The organism is Sphingobium sp. UBA5915, from assembly GCF_002431195.1.
GTDB classification, from domain to species: domain Bacteria; phylum Pseudomonadota; class Alphaproteobacteria; order Sphingomonadales; family Sphingomonadaceae; genus Sphingobium; species Sphingobium soli.
Genome location: NZ_DJDV01000084.1, coordinates 22646 through 37817, shown reverse-complemented (window position 1 = coordinate 37817; position 15172 = coordinate 22646). Strand labels below are relative to the sequence as shown.

Below are 15172 nucleotides of genomic sequence, written 5' to 3'. Positions count from 1 at the left end.
TCCTCACGCGACCATGCCGGCTCCCAGAAGCAGCAGCAGCTTCACGTCCATCGCATAGCCCTGTGCGCGCCAGTCGGCGACATGATCGGCGATGCGGTCGAGCGGCACCCGATGGACGAGAATGTCCTCTTCGGCGACGCCGCCGCCCGCGCCGGTCTTTGTCAGGCCATGGGCGCGGAACAGGGTGAAACCTTCGGACACCATGCCCGGCGAGGCGCTGAAGTCGCCCAGCCGTTCCAGCCGTTCGGGGCGATAGCCGGTTTCTTCCTCCAGTTCGCGCGCGGCGGCCAGGCTCGCGTCTTCGCCGGCCTGCTCATCGCCGACAAGGCCCGCGGGCAATTCGATGCAGCGCCGGCCTAGCGGCACGCGATATTGGTCGACCAGTAGGACGTGCCGCCCGTCAGGGGCTTCGTCGATCGCCAGGATGACGGCGGCGTGGATGCCGCGCGCCCGGGAGACATATTCCCATTTTCCGCGCGTCTTGGCGGTGATGAAGCGGCCCGCCCACATGATCTCTTCGGGCAGGTCGCGGTCCGGGTCGGTCATAGTTCGATCAGCCTGTCGGGAAGTTCGTTGATATCATCGGTCGCGCGCGGAAAATGGAGCGCAAGGACGGCGCCGACCTGGGTCACGGCCGCGGCCAGCCCTTCGCCGGCGCGATCCTGCCGCAGCGCATCGACCAGCGTCGCCATCGCATCGCCCCACGCATCGGGCGACACTTTTTCGTTGATGGCCCGGTCGGCCACCAGTTCGGCGCGATGTTCGTCCAGGCTGATATAGAGGAGCACGCCGGTGCGGCCGCGCGTGCGCGCTTCGGCGGCGGTCCGGAAGAGGAGGATCGCGCGGCGGCGCACGCGGCGGGCTTTGGTCGCTTTGGGCGTCACCAGCATCCGCAGCGGCATGATCGCCAGAAGATACCGCACGATAAGGAACTTAAGGATCAGCAGGCCGAGCAGCCCCGTCAGCAGCTTCCAGTCCGCCAGTTCATGCTCCCAATCGAGCAGCAGCGTCGACAGGAAGGCGCGCAGCTGGGCGGGAAAGGCGGCCATCAGCGCCAGGGCGATGAACACCGCCGCCGCCGCCCAGCTCAAACCCACGTCATGATAGCTGTCGGACCGGCGGGCGACGATGGTGACGATCTCGCCAGAGGTATGGGCCTCCGCCTCTGCCACGGCGGCGGACACGAGCGCATGGTCGGCCTGGGTCAGATGAAGCTGCATCACCAGTCCCCCGACGCGCCGCCGCCGCCGAAGCTGCCGCCGCCCGAAAAGCCGCCGCCGCCCCAGCCTCCGCCACCGCCGCTGCCCCAACCCGAACTGCCCGAGCCCGACCCCCAGCCGGACCCTAGCCCCGGGCCCCAGATGACGACGGGCGCGCTGCCGCCACGTCGATAACGCCGGCCGCCGCGCGCCCGCGACAGCATCGGCAGCAGGATGAAGAAGACGACGAACAGGATGATCCAGAAACCGATGATGCCGCCCCCGCTGTCCTTGCCGTCGCGCGCGGCTGCTTCCGCCTTGGCCGCCTGCGCCCGCGCCTGATCGGGGGGGAGCGCGAGCAGCGTGGTTATGGCGTCGACGCCAGCGTCGATGCCGCCCGCCATGTCCCCGGCCTTGAAACGCGGGGCGATGACGGTGCGGATGATCTGCGAGGACAGCGCGTCGGTCAGGATGCCTTCAAGGCCATAGCCGACCTCGATCCGCAGCTTGCGCTCCGCCGGCGCAACGATCAGCAGTGCGCCATTGCTGTCCTTGTCGCCAATGCCCCAGGCACGGCCCAGGCGATAGCCATAGTCGGCGATGTCATAGCCCTGAAGATCAGGAATGGTCGCAACGACCAGAGATCGGCCGCTGGCCTGTTTCTGCGCGATCAGTTTCTGGCTCAGCGCCTGTTCCTGCTGCGGCGTCAGGATATTGGCGGCGTCGACCACGCCCTTGTCATCGAATTTGGGGAAGGTCTGCGCCTGCGCCGCAGATGCCAGAGCGAGCAGAAGGACAGCGAGGAGCAGGAACAGCGCATGCACCTGGACCCGCCGATCCGCGGCAAAAGGACGAACCTTCGACAGGCTCAGGCCGAACGGGTGCAGGGGCGTGGGGCTGGGCGGGGCGAAATGCACGTCCTGGTCAGTTGCCGAAATCGACCTTGGGCGCTTCTTCCGCGCCAGGCGTGGTCGCTTCGAACGGCGTCATGGGCTTGGCGCCGTGGATCAGCTTCGCGCCGATCGCGTCGGGGAAGGTGCGGATGCGCGTATTATAGGCCTGAACCGCGCCATTATAGTCGCGGATGGCGACGGCGATGCGATTTTCGGTGCCTTCGAGTTGCGACTGCAATTGCAGGAAATTCTCATTGGTCTTGAGATCGGGATAGGCCTCGACGCTCGCGAGCAAGCGCCCCAAGCCCTGGCTCAGTTGCGCCTGCGCGGCCTGGAACTGGGCGACCTTGGCGGGATCGGACAGATCTTCCGCATTGACTTGCACCGACGTCGCCTTGGCGCGCGCCTCCGTTACACGGACCAGCGTATCCTGTTCCTGCTTGCCCGCCGCCTTCACCGTAGCGACGAGATTGCCGACCAGATTGGCGCGGCGCTGATATTGCGCCTGCACGTCGGCCCATTTGGCTTTCGCTTCCTCCTCCGCTGTGGGCACGCTGTTGATGCCGCAGGCGGAAAGGGCCAGCGCACCGAAAATCGGCAGCAGGACGGAAGAAAGGCGGCGCAGCAGCGACATGGAACATCCTCGGCTTTGTTTCGATCGTGGAAATAGGACGTTGTCCTGCGCGGCGCAACGGGCCATCCTCACTTCATCATCGTCACTGCAAAGGGATATGCACATGGGGCTGATGTCCGAATTCAAGACCTTCATCAATCGCGGCAACGTCATGGACCTGGCGGTCGGCGTGATCATCGGCGGCGCGTTCGCCACCATCACCAAGTCGCTGACCGACGACCTGATCATGCCGGTCGTCGGCTATGTCTTTGGCGGAGCGGATTTTTCGCGCTATTTCGTGCGATTGGGGCCCATCCCGGAAAGCTTCAACGGCAATCCGGCCAGCTATGCCGACCTGAAGGCGGCGGGCATAGCCATGTTCGGCTGGGGCGAATTTCTGACCGTGCTGGTCAATTTCCTGATCCTGGCCTTCATCATCTTCCTGATGGTCAAGGCCGTCAATCGCCTGACGCACAAGGAAGAGGCAAAGCAGGAAGCCGCGCCGCCGCCGCCCACGCCCGAAGATATTATTTTGCTGCGCGAGATCCGCGACTCCTTGAAAAAATAATCGTTTATGCGACGAAACGAGTTGGCGGCGGGAACCATCCGGCATGCGACCGGTTGATCGCCGTCAGGGTGAGGGGTTGCCATGGCAGCCTGACGCCTTGCCCAGAGACGTCAGCCCCCGGGGGCACAACAGGAGAATAACGCCGTGAAAACCTTCGTCACTGTCCTTGGCCTTGCCAGCCTTGTCGCGCTCGCCGCGTGCGATTCCGCCAAGGAAAACCAGGTCGAGAATGCTTACGAAAATCAGGCGGATGCGCTCGACAACCAGGCTGACAATATGGAAGCCATGGCCGACAACCTGTCGGGCAACGCTGAAATGGCGGCTGAAAATGCAGCCGATCGTCTGGAGAACAAGGCCGACGCCACGCGTGAAGCCGGCGACGAAGCCGAGGACGCGGTGGAAAAGCAGCAGTAATCGCTGCCCGATCGAGTTTCGAAGGGGCGCCGCGGCTTGCCGTGGCGCCCTTTTTCGTGTCGTCGCGGTTTTAACGCAGCCTTAACCACGCCCCGCCATGGTGCCCTGGCGCGCAGCCATCAGGGCCAGGGGCATGGACGAACTACTTCAGGAATTCATTTCAGAAACGCAGGAGACGCTGGAGGCTCTGGCGGGTGAGGTCGTCGCCTGGGAGGCTGATCCATCGGATCGCGACCGGCTGGACGCGATCTTCCGCTTTTTCCATACGGTCAAGGGCAGCTGCGGCTTCCTCAACCTGCCCAGGTTCGAGCGATTGAGCCACGCGGCCGAAGATGTGCTGGCCGACATCCGCGCGGGCGAACGGCAGCCCGATCCGGCGACGGTGAGCGCGGTCCTTGGCCTGATGGACCGGATCGGCGAATTGACAGAGGCGGTCGCCATGGGGGCCGCTTTGCCCAATGAAAATGACGATTATCTGATCGCGGCGCTGCATGCGCGGCCCGATGCCGGCGCTCTCGAAGCCCCGGCCGCCGATGCCGCTCAAGGCGCGGCTGCGCCAGCTTCCGTCGCGCGCGCCCAAGCGCCGCAGGCGGCTCCGCGCACCATCCGCCTGCCCTTGAGCCTGATCGACCAACTGATGAACGGCGTGTCCGACATGGTGCTGGCACGTAACGAAATGTCGCGCAAATTGCGGGAGCGGAGCAACGACGCCGAGCTGGATACCGTGTTTGAACGCCTGTCGACCTGCGTCGCTGACATGCGCGACGTCATCTCCAAGACGCGAATGCAACGCGTCGATCGTCTGTTCGCCGCGATCCCGCGCATGGTTCGCGACCTGGGACGGGACCTTGGCAAACGCATCGACCTGACGCTCGAAGGCGGCGATGTCGAAATGGATCGCGAGATGGTGGAGATGGTCGTCGACCCGCTCACCCATATCGTGCGCAACAGCATCGACCATGGCATCGAGACGCCCGAACGCCGCCGCGCGGCCGGCAAGCCGGAGGCTGGACGTCTGCGCGTCGAAGCGCGCCAATCGGGCAACCAGATCGTCATCATGATCAGCGATGATGGCGCGGGGATCGACACGGGCAGGCTGGTGGATAAGGCCATCGCCGCAGGTCGACTGACGGCTGACGCCGCCGCGCGGATGACCGAGCAGGAAAAGCTCGACCTCATCTTCATGGCGGGGCTGTCGACCGCCCAGCAGGTGACGGCGATTTCCGGGCGGGGCGTCGGCATGGACGTTGTCCGCGCCAATGTCGAACGGATCGGCGGTCTCATTTCGCTGGAGAATCATCCGGGTCAGGGGTTGTGCATCACGCTGCGCGTGCCGCTGACGCTCACCATCATTCCAGGTCTGATCGTGCGCGCAGGGGGCCAGCATTTCGCGATCCCCCGCGCGGCCGTGGTCGAAATCCTGCATGACAATAACGACATGCTTCAGATCAGCGAAGTCGGCGGCGCCAAGATCGCGACGATCCGCGCGGTGCGCCATTCGATGGTGGATCTCGAAGCGGTGTTGGGGATGGAAAAGGAGCCGCAGCGCGTGCCGCGGGCGATCATGGTGGTGCGGTCGAGCACTGGCATGCCGTTTGCCCTGGGCGTCGCCGCCGTGGACAATCACGAGGAACTGGTGATTCGCCCCGCGTCTCCCCTGGTGATGGCGAGCGGCGTCTATGCTGGCATGACCCTGCCGGACAATGGCCGGCCGATGCTGCTGCTGGATGCGGCCGGCCTGGCCAGCGTGGCGCGCCTGCCTGACGTCGTCGAGGATGATGCTGCGCGCAGGCAGGAAGAGGAAAGCGAAGCCGCCGGCGTCGAGATGGTGGCCGCGTTGCGCTTCGAGGAATTGTCAGGGGAGCGCCGCCTGCTCAAATTGTCGCTGATCGAGCGAGTCGAGGATATCGACACAAGCCTGTTCGGACGATCCGGCGGCCAGGCTTTCGTCCGGCTCGATGGGCGACTGATCACGGTCGTGAATGGCTATAGCACATTTGCCGGTGACAAGGTCTGCGCGCTGCGGCTGCGCGACGGCGAGCAGGAAACCTGCTATCCGGTGGCTGCGGTGCTGGACATCGTGCAGATGCCACTGGTGCCCGACATGGTCGCCCTGCACGGCTTGCTGAGCGGCGTATCCGTCGTCGATGGCGAGCATCTGGAGGTGCTGAGCCCCTTTGCCTTGTTCGCGTCCCTGCCGCAGGAGCGGCCTGATCCGGCGCGTCAGGGACGCTGCATCCTGGTGGAAAGCGAGGACGGGTGGACACGGGAGATATTGGCGCCCCTGCTGCGGCAGGCCGGCCATGACGTGACCCTGGGCCTGCCGGCCGAAGCGCCGGTCGACCCGCGCGACATCATATTGTGCAATGGCCCGGATACGGCGCAGGCCGGTGAGATGCTGGGCTGCCGCGTCGTGCAGCTGCGCGCCTCGCCGCGCGCGGCGGGGCCGCAGGACGGCAGCATCTATCGCTACGACCAGGATGCGCTGATGGCGGCTATCGGCGGAAGGCAGGGGTAAGGGGCATGGACAATCTCTATCTGTTCGCGATCCTGGCCGGCACGCGCGTCGCGGTGGAAGCCAGCGAAGTCGAGGCTGTGGTGAAATTGACCGATATTTCCCCGGTGCCCGGCATGGGCGCGCATGTCGCGGGCTTGTCGGCATTGCGCAGCCGGGTGCTCACCATCGTCGATGTCGCTGCGATCGTGCACGGGCTGCCGACGCCGTCCGACCGGCGCGGGCTGGCGATCATCGCCGATATCAGCGGCCACAGCTATGGGCTGATGCTGGACAGCGTATTGGACATATGCCGCGTGCCCGAAGGGGCGGCGCCGTTGCGGGGGCAGCTTGACCCATCCTGGTCGCCCTATGCCAGCGCGGTCGTGGAGCATGACGGCCACCCGTGGCTGCTGGTATCATTACCCGCATTCATCGATGGGGCATCGGCCGCGCAGGCGGCCTGACGTCGCGCAGGCAACAAGCTTTTTGCGAATATTTACCAAATACTCGCTTTTGCTGACTAAATCCCGGTCAACGGGATGCACGTATCAAAGGGACGCTCCATGAAAAACTGCCTCGTCGTCGACGATTCGAAGGTTATCCGCAAGGTGGCCCGTCATATATTGGAATCGCTCGATCTGTCTGTAAGCGAAGCGGTGGACGGCCAGGATGCGCTGACCCAGTGCGAAGCCGCTGCGCCAGACGTCGTGTTGCTCGACTGGAACATGCCGATCATGAGCGGTATGGAATTCCTCCAGGCCCTGTCCAGCGCCAAGATGACCGCTCGGCCCAAGATCATTTTTTGCACCACGGAAAACGGCATCAGCCACATCAAGGCAGCGGTGGATGCCGGGGCCGACGAATATGTGATGAAGCCGTTCGATCGGGAAACGCTGGAAAGCAAATTGTCGATCGTGGGGATCATCTAGCAACGCGGTCCTGATGCCGTTTCGAAGGAGCCCTGTTTCACTTTCGTCATTCGTTCAGGAAGTTTCGCGATGCCCAGTGCGCCGATCATGACCAGTCCCAGCCATGTGTCGAAGCCGATCCGCACGCTGGTCGTCGATGATTCGGTCGTCGTGCGCACGGTGATAGAGCGCATCCTGAACGGCAATGACCGGTTCGTCGTGGTCAACAAGAGCAGCAGCGCCGAGCAGGCGCTTGCTTTCCTGTCGGAAAATAGCGTCGACCTGATCCTGCTGGACATCGAATTGCCTGGCCAGAGCGGCCTGGCGGCGCTGCCCGCGATTTTGCAGGCAGGCGCTGGCGTCAAGGTCGCAATCCTGTCGGGCAAGTGCGAGGAAGGCAGCGCGGCGGCGGTTGAGGCGCTGGCGCTGGGCGCGAGCGATATTTTGTCGAAGCCCGGAAGCGGGAGCTTTGGCGAGCAATTCCCCCATGCGCTGGTCGAACGGCTGAACCGCCTTTTCGATGATGACGCGCAGGATATGCCGCCGCCTGCATCAAAGCCTCCTGCGTACCCGGCCAGCCAGAATGCGACCCAGCCACTCGCCTGTCTGGGAATCGGGGCGTCGACTGGCGGCATCCATGCACTGAGCCAGTTGCTGGACGGGCTGGACGCACCGCTGGGCGTGCCAATCCTGCTGACGCAGCATTTGCCCTTGAGCTTCACTGTCTATTTCGCGCAGCAACTGGCGCGGATGACCAGCCTGCGCGTCAAGGTTGCCGAAACCGGCGATCTACTCGCGCCGGACACTATTTACGTCGCGCCGGGCGACGCCAATCTGCAATTGCGCAAGGGGTTGCACAGGCGCGTCACCATCCAGTTGAATCCTGAACGCACGCCGGCGGGCAATCTGCCGGGCGTCGATCCGATGTTCGCCAGCATGGCTCAGGCCTTTGGCGCGGGCGCGGCGGGGATAGTGCTTACCGGCATGGGGCGCGACGGTACGGTGGGCGCGCGCGATATCGTTGCCGCCGGCGGATGGGTCGTGGCGCAGGATGAGGCGAGCAGCGTCGTGTGGGGCATGCCAGGATCCGTCGCTGGCGAAGGCCTGACCTGCGCGATGATGGCGCCCGGAGAGATGATGGCGTTCGTAGCACGTCGCGGAAAGGTAGTGGCTTGATGACGATGGGTGGGGCCGATACGCAACAGGGCGCGTCGCGCATCCTGACCGCCTTGCTGGAGTCCCGAACGGGGCAGACGCTGTCGGAAGGGCGCGCCTGGCGGATGGAAACGGCACTGCGTCCGGTGCTCCGCGATCATGGGCTGGCGGATATTGACGCATTGACGGCGCGGCTGTTGCGCAAGGCCGATGTCATGCTGGAAAAGGCCGTAGTGGAGGCGCTGCTCAATAATGAAAGCAGCTTCTTCCGCGACCTTCAACTGTTCGATATGCTGCAAACCCAGATATTGCCGCATCTGCATGAAACGCGCGCCAACCGCGTGCTGCGGATCTGGAGCGCCGGCTGTTCGACGGGTCAGGAAGCCTATTCGCTGGCGATCCAGTTGCGCAATGGCTGGTCGCGCTGGAATGGATGGCAGATCGAGATACTGGCGACCGATATTTCCGGCCGCGCGATCGAGCAGGCCACGTCGGGCATCTATTCGCAGATGGATGTGCAGCGCGGGCTGGCGATCGGCGATCTGGTCAAATGGTTCGAACCGCATGGCGATGACTGGCGGGCCAGCCCGGAATTGCGGCGGATGATCAGTTTCCGTCAGGATAATCTGTTCGACCCGCGCGAACCGACCGGGGAATATGACCTGCTGCTGTGCCGCAATGTCCTCCTCTATTTCACGCCTGAACGGCGCAAGACGGTTTTGACGCTGCTGGGCCGCCACAGCCATTCCGGATCCGTGCTGCTGCTGGGCGCCGGCGAAACGGTCATCGGGCAGGGGGACGATTTCATCGCCCATGGCGATTTTCGCGGCGGCTATGCGCGGCAGACGGCCGTGACCACGCAGCATGTCGCCAGGATGCGGCGCGCGGGCTGATTCCCCGGGCGCACTGCCGGCCACACTTGATTGCATCGCAGGACTGCGTCATGGTCGGCGCGGGCGAATTTCCGTTCGACCGGCCGGAAGGGCGCGATGAGCAAATTGTGGACGTGACTGGCCTTTCCCGATGACCGATGTGCCGATGATCGAGACGCCGTCGCCCAATTTCGACGAGCGCACGTCGCCGGTGTCGATGCTGGTGCTGCATTATACCGGTATGCGGGACGCGCAGAGCGCGGTCGCCTGGCTCGCCAGCCCTGAATCGAAAGTATCGGCGCATTATGTCGTGTGCGAAGACGGGCAGATCATCCGCATGGTCGAGGAGGCAAAGCGCGCCTGGCATGCTGGCCGGTCGCATTGGCGCGGCATCAACGACGTCAATTCCGCCAGCATCGGCATAGAGATCGTCAATCCGGGCCATGAATGGGGCTATCGGCCCTTTCCGCAGGCGCAGATCGGCGCGCTTATTCCGTTGATCCACGACATCGTTCAGCGCCATGGCATCACCCGAGGCAACATTGTCGGGCATAGCGATGTCGCCCCGGCGCGCAAGCAGGACCCCGGCGAACTCTTCCCCTGGGGGCAGTTGGCGCGGCTGCGCCTGGCCCTGCCGCGCCCGACCCGCAATTTGATGGACCCACTCTGGACCGACAGCGCCTTTCTGCTGGCGCTGGAGCGGTTCGGCTATGACATCGCCGAGCCGCGAGCCGCGGTCATCGCCTTTCAACGCCGGTTCCGCCCCGAACTGATCGACGGGGTGATCGATGGCGAATGCCGGGCGATTTTGCTGGCGCTGTTGCTGCCAAAGCCGCGCGGTGACGAATAGCCAGGTGACGGAGCAGGAAAAGCGCGCTAGGGCGCTGGACGCCAGAGGGCCGGGCGGCCGCGGCGTGGCGGGTAACTTCCACGGCGAGGAAAGTCCGGGCTTCACGAAATGACGGTGCCGGCTAACGGCCGGCTGGAGCGATCCAAGGGACAGTGCAACAGAAAGCAGGTCGCTAAGGCCTAGGCCCAGCGAAATTGAAAGGGTGCGGTAAGAGCGCACCGCGTCTGCGGCAACGCAAGACGGCACGGTAAACCCCACCGGAAGCAAGACCGAATAGGGGCGGCGCGCAGCGTCATGCTGCTAGGCAGATTTCGGCCGAGACCGCCCGGGTTGGTTGCTGGAGGAACGGAGCAATCCGTTCCCTAGAGGAATGGTCGCCCATCCTTCGCAAGAAGGTGGACAGAACCCGGCTTACAGGCCCTCTGGCATTTGATTTTCCTGTCTTTTCATGCTGCATGGGCCATGGACCAAACGGGGGTGGCGATGAAGTTAGGGGGTTGGGCGCTGGCGTGCGTGCTGGCGGCCGGAACGGCGCAGGCGCAGGAGCAGCCGACGCAAAGCGTGCAGCAAATTTTCGATGCCGCCGCCGCTGCCACGGGCAAGGGCGATCATGCCGCCGCCGCCGCGATGCTGGCGACCCTGGAGCAGCGGGTCAAGAATCCGCGCAGCCTGGCCATCGTGCGACTGCGCCGGGGCATGGCGCTGGGGGAAATGCGCCGCTGGAAGGAAGCGCGACCGCTGCTGGAACAGGCGCTGGCGGCCCTGCCGATGGATGACCGCAGCCTGGATATCGATCGTGGACAGGCCCTGCGCACGCTTGGGCGGCTGGAATTGCACGACCTCGACTACGAAGCGGCATTCGATTATTATGATCGCTCGCTGGCGGTCGCGATCGACCCGTCCGAACGCATCGCCAGCCTGCTGGGCAAGGCGCAGGCCGGCACGTTCATCGATGCGAACCGCGCGTTGGCCGATGCCGATGCTGCAGCGGCGCTGATCGAGCAAAGCGCCAAGGGCGACAAATCGGTCGCCGGCTATGCCGCGTCCATGCGCGGGCAGCCGCTCCTTAATCTGGGGCGTTTTGCCGAGGCGGAGCAGGCGTTCGCCAGGACGGTCGCGGCCGAAGGCGGCTTATCGCGCAAGGTCAATTATGACGATCTGGTCGCGCGATCCAACGCCTCCATCGCCGCGCTGCTGGCCGGGCACCGGGACAAGGCGCAGCAATATCTGCTCTACACCGGTGCGGGGCGCATGGAGAAACAGGACTTCGGTCTGGGCGCCGACATGGCTTTGCCCATTTGCGGCGAAGACGGCATCAAGCCTGACGATATGGCGGTGGTCGAGTTCGGCATCGCCGATGATGGGACGATCAGCTACGCCCGGCCGATATACGGGTCGCGTCCTGGCGCCATGCCGCTGACGTTTGCGCGCGCGGTGCAGAACTGGACCTGGCGTCCAGAAGAGGTCGCGCAAATTCCCTGGCTGTTCCGGCTGGTGACGCGCCTGGAACTGCGCTGTTCGACCAGCGAAGGCGGACCATCGCTCGCCGACGGCGCGCGCGCGGCGTTTCGCGACTGGGTCGAGAGCCGGGGCGTCCAGCCCTATCTGGCGGACGCCGGATCGGAAGCGCAGCGGCGCGCGATGCTGGTGGCCGAACTTGAACGGCGACGCGCAAGCGCGACCAATCCGCTGGCGCAGGCCATGCTGCTGTCGGACCTGCTGGAAAATCCGCTGGTCACCGGCGCGACGGCGGAGGCGTACAAGGCGCAATTGCGATCCCTGCTGGACGCGGCGGGCGCCCCGGCATCGGTGCGGCTGTGGGCGGATTGGCTGTCGCGCAGGACCGGCTCTGACGAACTGGACGCCAATGCCTATGCCGCTGATCCCGCCGCCTTTGCGCGCGCCCAATTGCTGAACTATGACCGGCCGCAATCGCGGCGCCGGCGACGGGACCCGGCGATACTGGATGGCATCATCGCCGATTCACGGTTGGCGCAGGATGATCCCCTGCGGGTTGCGGCGTTGATGCGGCGGGCTTCGGTACGGGCAGCGGCAAAAGATTTTGCCGGGGCGCGGGCGGATTACCAGGCGACCGGGCTGACCGAACAGCAATGTTCTATCGTCGATGCGCAGCCCATGCTTCGCGGGGTCAATGTATCCAGCAACGACTATCCCACCGACATGGTGCGTCTGGGCATCGAGGGCTGGACGCGGGTTCAGCATGATGTGTCGGCCGACGGCAAAGTGCTGAATGCGCGGGTGATTGCCGCTTATCCGCCGATCGTGTTCAGCCCCAATGGCGTGGCGCTGATGTCGCGAGCGAAGTATGAACAGACCTATCGCCCCGATGGCGCGCTGGGCTGTGGCGGCAGCGTGGGCACTATTCACTTCGTTAACCCGTGATGACGGCCCGCACTGGTATTCAGTGCGCATATTCCCTAGTTTGCAGTGATGGCGAAACAAGGTCGATCCAATGACTGGGGATTTCCCCGGTGGCGCAGCTATGGCGCGGCGCGCGAGGCGCAGCAGGTGCGGTTATGCGATCGCCATGGCTGCGAAAAGCCGGGGGAGTGTCCGGCGCCCAAATCCCCCAACAGCCCGGAACGCTGGTATTTCTGTTTCGATCACGCCGCGGAATATAACCGGAACTGGGATTATTTTCAGGGGCTGGACCAGGAAGAGCGCGAACAGCGCGAGCGGGCGGAGCGCCGCGACGCCAGCGGTTTTCAGTCCAGCGCCTATCATGGCTGGGGCGGGCCGGGCGATGGCAGCCGGTCGCGCGACGAACTCCATGCCCTCAAGGCACTGGAGCTTGAGGACGATGCGAGCTTCGAGACGGTCAAGAAAAGCTGGCGACGGCTGGCGAAGGAAAATCACCCGGATGTGAAGCCGGGCGATGCCGAGGCTGCGGTGCGGTTTCAGGCCATACAGGCCGCGTATGAGGTACTGCGCGCCGCCGAGGAGCGCCGGACCTGGAAACCGCGCGCGGCGGCGGACTGAAAGGCAGCGGATTGAAGGATCATATCCGATCAAACTGGCAGCAGGCGGTGCTGATCTGCCGCAAATGCTCCAAGAAGGTTGACGGCGGATTTGGCCCGGATGGCGACGAGCATTTGGCCAAGGCATTGCGCCGGCATTTATCGTTGAAAAAAGGGCGCAAGGCCGCAGCGGGAATCGTCGAGGTGAATTGCCTCGGCATATGCCCGAAAAACGCTGTTACCGTCGTAAATGGCGCCGACAGTCGTGACTGGTTGCTGGTGCGCCCAAAGGCTGATTTGGACATGCTGGCGCGGGAATTAGGGCTGTCTGCCGCAGCGAATCGTTAATCACATCCTTACCATCCGCCCTTATCGCGACGGTATGACGATTCCTGCTCGATTAGGGCGTAGCGCGCCTGTTTTCCTGCAATGCGGCCTTGGCCTTTTTGGGCTGATGTTTCTGTATGTCATGCCGCCCCCATCGGGCCGGATGGCGCTGGTCCCTGTAACCACCGCTGGTCGCGCCGCGCTCGCTTCGGTTGCCATTGCCCATGGGGCAAGGCTGGTGGGCGCGGGGCCGGGGCATAGTCTTCTTATCGAAGGTGAACGCGCTCGCCTGATACAGCCCTTGCTGCACAGCGGCGTGCTGGTGCTCTCGGCGCGCGCAGGCGGTTGCGGAGAGATCGGCTGATGCGGGCGATCGATAGTCTGAGCCGCTTGCGGCTTCAGGGATTGCAGATCCTGTTGCTGGGCAGCTGGATCTGGAGCGGTGCCTTGGGGCTGCTTTCGCTCGGGCTTGGCCTAGGCGATGGGGCGCAGGTGCTGCTGGTATCGGCGCTGGTGAATGTTATGCCCACCATCATGGTCCTGCGCCATCGTCAAGATGCGGTCGTTCGCCTGATGATGAGCACTCTGGCGACGGTTCAGCCGGCGCTTGGCGTCTTCCTGCTGTCCGGGCACCGGTGGCAGATGGACGCGCATATGTTCTTCTTCGTGGCGCTGGCAGGATTGGCGCTGCTCTATGATTGGCGGCCGATCCTGCTGTCGGCGGGGCTGACGGCGTTGCACCATCTTGCGCTCAACTTCATCGCGCCCGAGTGGGTGTTTCTGGGGCGCGGCGATGTGCAGCGTGTCGCGGTTCACGGCCTGGCGGTCAGTTTGCAGGCTGCGGTACTGTGCTATCTGGCGGTGCGTCTGCGGTCCCAGTTGCTCGCGCTTGATAGCCACGCGAACGCGGCGGCGCAGTTGGCCGATGCCGCGGAGGCGGGGCGAACCGCCGCTGAACGCGCCATGGCGGCGAGCCATGAAGCGGCTCTGCGCGAGGACGCCATGCGCGCCGAACGCGAGCAGGAGCGCGCGCGGCTCACCACGGAAAGGCGCGCGGAAACGCTGGCGCTGGTTAAGGCCTTTCGCCAGTCGATTGCGGATGTCGTGGGCGCGGTCAGCGGTGCGACCCGCGAACTGGACGAGTCGGCGCGAGCGCTCAACGAACTGGCGCGGCGCGCGAGCGCGGGGACGGACGAAACCGTGGCGGCGGCCGAGCGGTCGTCGGATCGCGCGGCGGAACTGGCCGGCCGTATCGAGCAATTGTCCCAGTCCATCACCGCCATCGCCACGGCAGCGGCACAGCAGGCAACCCTTGGCAGCGACGCAAAGCGCGTGTCAGGCGCCGGGCACGATGCTGTCCGGGACATGGAAAGCCGCACCGCGTCCATCACCAGCTTTGCCGATTCGATCACGCAAATCGCGGCACGGACCAACTTGCTGGCGCTCAACGCGACGATCGAGGCCGCCCGCGCAGGAGAGGTCGGGCGCGGGTTCGCGGTCGTGGCGCAGGAAGTGAAGCAACTGGCCGGGCAGGCGGCAAGCGCGACCGGCGAGATTCAATCGCTAGCGACATCTGCGCATCAGGGTGCGGGCGTGGCCCAAGGCGCCTTGTCCGACGTTGCGCGCGTGGTCGAGCAGTTGGCGGCGGCAGCCGGGGAGATCCAGCAGGCCGTCGATAGCCAGCGTAATGCGACCAGCGCCATCGGCGAGTCGGCCCGCGATACGGCCGAAGGCGTCACGCGCATGGCGCAGCAGGTGGAGCAAGCGGCCGATATGGCGCGCAGCACCGAAAGCCTTTCCGATCGCGTGTCGAGCGCCGCTTCGGGATTGTCCCGTACAGCACAAGCCTTGCAGCGCGCGGCCGACCAATTCGTGGCGCAGCTGGAAGCGGCCTGATC

At 64.8% G+C, this 15172-nt stretch carries 17 protein-coding genes and 1 other RNA gene; 14 read left to right on the top strand and 4 right to left on the bottom strand.

Annotation, left to right across the window (positions count from 1 at the left end; all coding sequences use genetic code 11):
• Positions 1-3: 3 nt before the first annotated feature.
• The 4 genes from B2V90_RS14070 to B2V90_RS14055 are packed head-to-tail and all read right to left on the bottom strand — an operon-like array spanning position 4 to position 2726.
• Positions 4-546 carry an NUDIX hydrolase gene (locus tag B2V90_RS14070; protein ID WP_228221700.1) on the bottom strand — a complete coding sequence of 181 codons (543 nt, stop codon included), beginning with the start codon at positions 544-546 and terminating at the stop codon, positions 4-6.
• Complete coding sequence (locus B2V90_RS14065) at positions 543-1220, bottom strand: TPM domain-containing protein (RefSeq protein ID WP_228221699.1); 678 nt, start codon at positions 1218-1220, stop codon at positions 543-545. The genes B2V90_RS14070 and B2V90_RS14065 overlap by 4 nt, the downstream gene beginning before the upstream one ends.
• A complete protein-coding gene (locus B2V90_RS14060; protein ID WP_228221865.1) occupies positions 1220-2065 on the bottom strand; it encodes a TPM domain-containing protein in 846 nt (281 codons plus the stop codon). Before B2V90_RS14060 ends, B2V90_RS14065 begins: the two co-directional genes overlap by 1 nt.
• Before the next feature lie 58 nt (positions 2066-2123).
• Positions 2124-2726: a LemA family protein gene (locus B2V90_RS14055; protein ID WP_009820905.1), complete on the bottom strand. Its 603-nt coding sequence runs from the start codon at positions 2724-2726 to the stop codon at positions 2124-2126.
• 103 nt (positions 2727-2829) lie between these two features.
• On the opposite strand from B2V90_RS14055, the gene mscL reads away from it, so the two are divergent.
• The 14 genes from mscL to B2V90_RS13985 all read left to right on the top strand — a co-directional run bounded on the left by mscL (position 2830) and on the right by B2V90_RS13985 (position 15170).
• Positions 2830-3273 carry a large conductance mechanosensitive channel protein MscL gene (mscL, locus tag B2V90_RS14050; RefSeq protein ID WP_228221698.1) on the top strand — a complete coding sequence of 148 codons (444 nt, stop codon included), beginning with the start codon at positions 2830-2832 and terminating at the stop codon, positions 3271-3273.
• A 144-nt stretch (positions 3274-3417) separates the two neighbouring features.
• The gene (locus B2V90_RS14045; protein ID WP_009820907.1) at positions 3418-3687 is read left to right on the top strand and encodes a hypothetical protein; all 270 of its coding nucleotides are present in this window, start codon (positions 3418-3420) and stop codon (positions 3685-3687) included.
• A 133-nt stretch (positions 3688-3820) separates the two neighbouring features.
• Positions 3821-6205: a chemotaxis protein CheA gene (locus B2V90_RS14040; RefSeq protein WP_228221697.1), complete on the top strand. Its 2385-nt coding sequence runs from the start codon at positions 3821-3823 to the stop codon at positions 6203-6205.
• 5 nt (positions 6206-6210) lie between these two features.
• Positions 6211-6648 carry a chemotaxis protein CheW gene (locus B2V90_RS14035; RefSeq protein ID WP_009820909.1) on the top strand — a complete coding sequence of 146 codons (438 nt, stop codon included), beginning with the start codon at positions 6211-6213 and terminating at the stop codon, positions 6646-6648.
• Between the two features lie 99 nt (positions 6649-6747).
• On the top strand, positions 6748-7113 hold the full coding sequence (locus B2V90_RS14030; protein WP_009820910.1) for a response regulator: 366 nt from the start codon (positions 6748-6750) through the stop codon (positions 7111-7113).
• Positions 7114-7182: 69 nt separating this feature from the next.
• On the top strand, positions 7183-8268 hold the full coding sequence (locus tag B2V90_RS14025; protein ID WP_293921786.1) for a chemotaxis protein CheB: 1086 nt from the start codon (positions 7183-7185) through the stop codon (positions 8266-8268).
• A complete protein-coding gene (locus B2V90_RS14020) occupies positions 8268-9140 on the top strand; it encodes a CheR family methyltransferase (RefSeq protein ID WP_228221695.1) in 873 nt (290 codons plus the stop codon). Before B2V90_RS14025 ends, B2V90_RS14020 begins: the two co-directional genes overlap by 1 nt.
• 130 nt (positions 9141-9270) lie before the next feature.
• The gene (locus B2V90_RS14015) at positions 9271-9969 is read left to right on the top strand and encodes an N-acetylmuramoyl-L-alanine amidase (RefSeq protein ID WP_228221694.1); all 699 of its coding nucleotides are present in this window, start codon (positions 9271-9273) and stop codon (positions 9967-9969) included.
• A gap of 41 nt (positions 9970-10010) precedes the next feature.
• Positions 10011-10399, top strand: an RNA gene (gene rnpB / locus B2V90_RS14010) — RNase P RNA component class A.
• Positions 10400-10452: 53 nt separating this feature from the next.
• The gene (locus B2V90_RS14005; RefSeq protein ID WP_293921784.1) at positions 10453-12372 is read left to right on the top strand and encodes a hypothetical protein; all 1920 of its coding nucleotides are present in this window, start codon (positions 10453-10455) and stop codon (positions 12370-12372) included.
• 48 nt (positions 12373-12420) lie between these two features.
• The gene (locus B2V90_RS14000) at positions 12421-12969 is read left to right on the top strand and encodes a J domain-containing protein (RefSeq protein WP_228221692.1); all 549 of its coding nucleotides are present in this window, start codon (positions 12421-12423) and stop codon (positions 12967-12969) included.
• Positions 12942-13295: a (2Fe-2S) ferredoxin domain-containing protein gene (locus tag B2V90_RS13995; RefSeq protein WP_414711608.1), complete on the top strand. Its 354-nt coding sequence runs from the start codon at positions 12942-12944 to the stop codon at positions 13293-13295. The genes B2V90_RS14000 and B2V90_RS13995 overlap by 28 nt, the downstream gene beginning before the upstream one ends.
• A 106-nt stretch (positions 13296-13401) precedes the next feature.
• Positions 13402-13638, top strand: coding sequence for a hypothetical protein (locus tag B2V90_RS13990; RefSeq protein WP_009820917.1), 237 nt, complete (start codon positions 13402-13404; stop codon positions 13636-13638).
• Positions 13638-15170 carry a methyl-accepting chemotaxis protein gene (locus B2V90_RS13985; RefSeq protein ID WP_228221690.1) on the top strand — a complete coding sequence of 511 codons (1533 nt, stop codon included), beginning with the start codon at positions 13638-13640 and terminating at the stop codon, positions 15168-15170. Before B2V90_RS13990 ends, B2V90_RS13985 begins: the two co-directional genes overlap by 1 nt.
• The last annotated feature ends 2 nt before the right edge of the window (positions 15171-15172 follow it).

Excerpts from the sequence above, each read along its gene's own strand:
- mscL (WP_228221698.1), top strand. The coding sequence starts at position 2,830 with ATGGGGCTGATGTCCGAATTCAAGACCTTCATCAATCGCGGCAACGTC.
- B2V90_RS14035 (WP_009820909.1), top strand. The coding sequence starts at position 6,211 with ATGGACAATCTCTATCTGTTCGCGATCCTGGCCGGCACGCGCGTCGCG.
- B2V90_RS13985 (WP_228221690.1), top strand. The coding sequence starts at position 13,638 with ATGCGGGCGATCGATAGTCTGAGCCGCTTGCGGCTTCAGGGATTGCAG.
- B2V90_RS14015 (WP_228221694.1), top strand. The coding sequence starts at position 9,271 with ATGACCGATGTGCCGATGATCGAGACGCCGTCGCCCAATTTCGACGAG.
- B2V90_RS14000 (WP_228221692.1), top strand. The coding sequence starts at position 12,421 with ATGGCGAAACAAGGTCGATCCAATGACTGGGGATTTCCCCGGTGGCGC.
- B2V90_RS14065 (WP_228221699.1), bottom strand. The coding sequence starts at position 1,220 with ATGCAGCTTCATCTGACCCAGGCCGACCATGCGCTCGTGTCCGCCGCC.
- B2V90_RS14055 (WP_009820905.1), bottom strand. The coding sequence starts at position 2,726 with ATGTCGCTGCTGCGCCGCCTTTCTTCCGTCCTGCTGCCGATTTTCGGT.
- B2V90_RS14070 (WP_228221700.1), bottom strand. The coding sequence starts at position 546 with ATGACCGACCCGGACCGCGACCTGCCCGAAGAGATCATGTGGGCGGGC.
- B2V90_RS14025 (WP_293921786.1), top strand. The coding sequence starts at position 7,183 with ATGCCCAGTGCGCCGATCATGACCAGTCCCAGCCATGTGTCGAAGCCG.
- B2V90_RS13990 (WP_009820917.1), top strand. The coding sequence starts at position 13,402 with ATGTTTCTGTATGTCATGCCGCCCCCATCGGGCCGGATGGCGCTGGTC.
- B2V90_RS14040 (WP_228221697.1), top strand. The coding sequence starts at position 3,821 with ATGGACGAACTACTTCAGGAATTCATTTCAGAAACGCAGGAGACGCTG.
- B2V90_RS14020 (WP_228221695.1), top strand. The coding sequence starts at position 8,268 with ATGACGATGGGTGGGGCCGATACGCAACAGGGCGCGTCGCGCATCCTG.
- B2V90_RS14005 (WP_293921784.1), top strand. The coding sequence starts at position 10,453 with ATGAAGTTAGGGGGTTGGGCGCTGGCGTGCGTGCTGGCGGCCGGAACG.
- B2V90_RS14030 (WP_009820910.1), top strand. The coding sequence starts at position 6,748 with ATGAAAAACTGCCTCGTCGTCGACGATTCGAAGGTTATCCGCAAGGTG.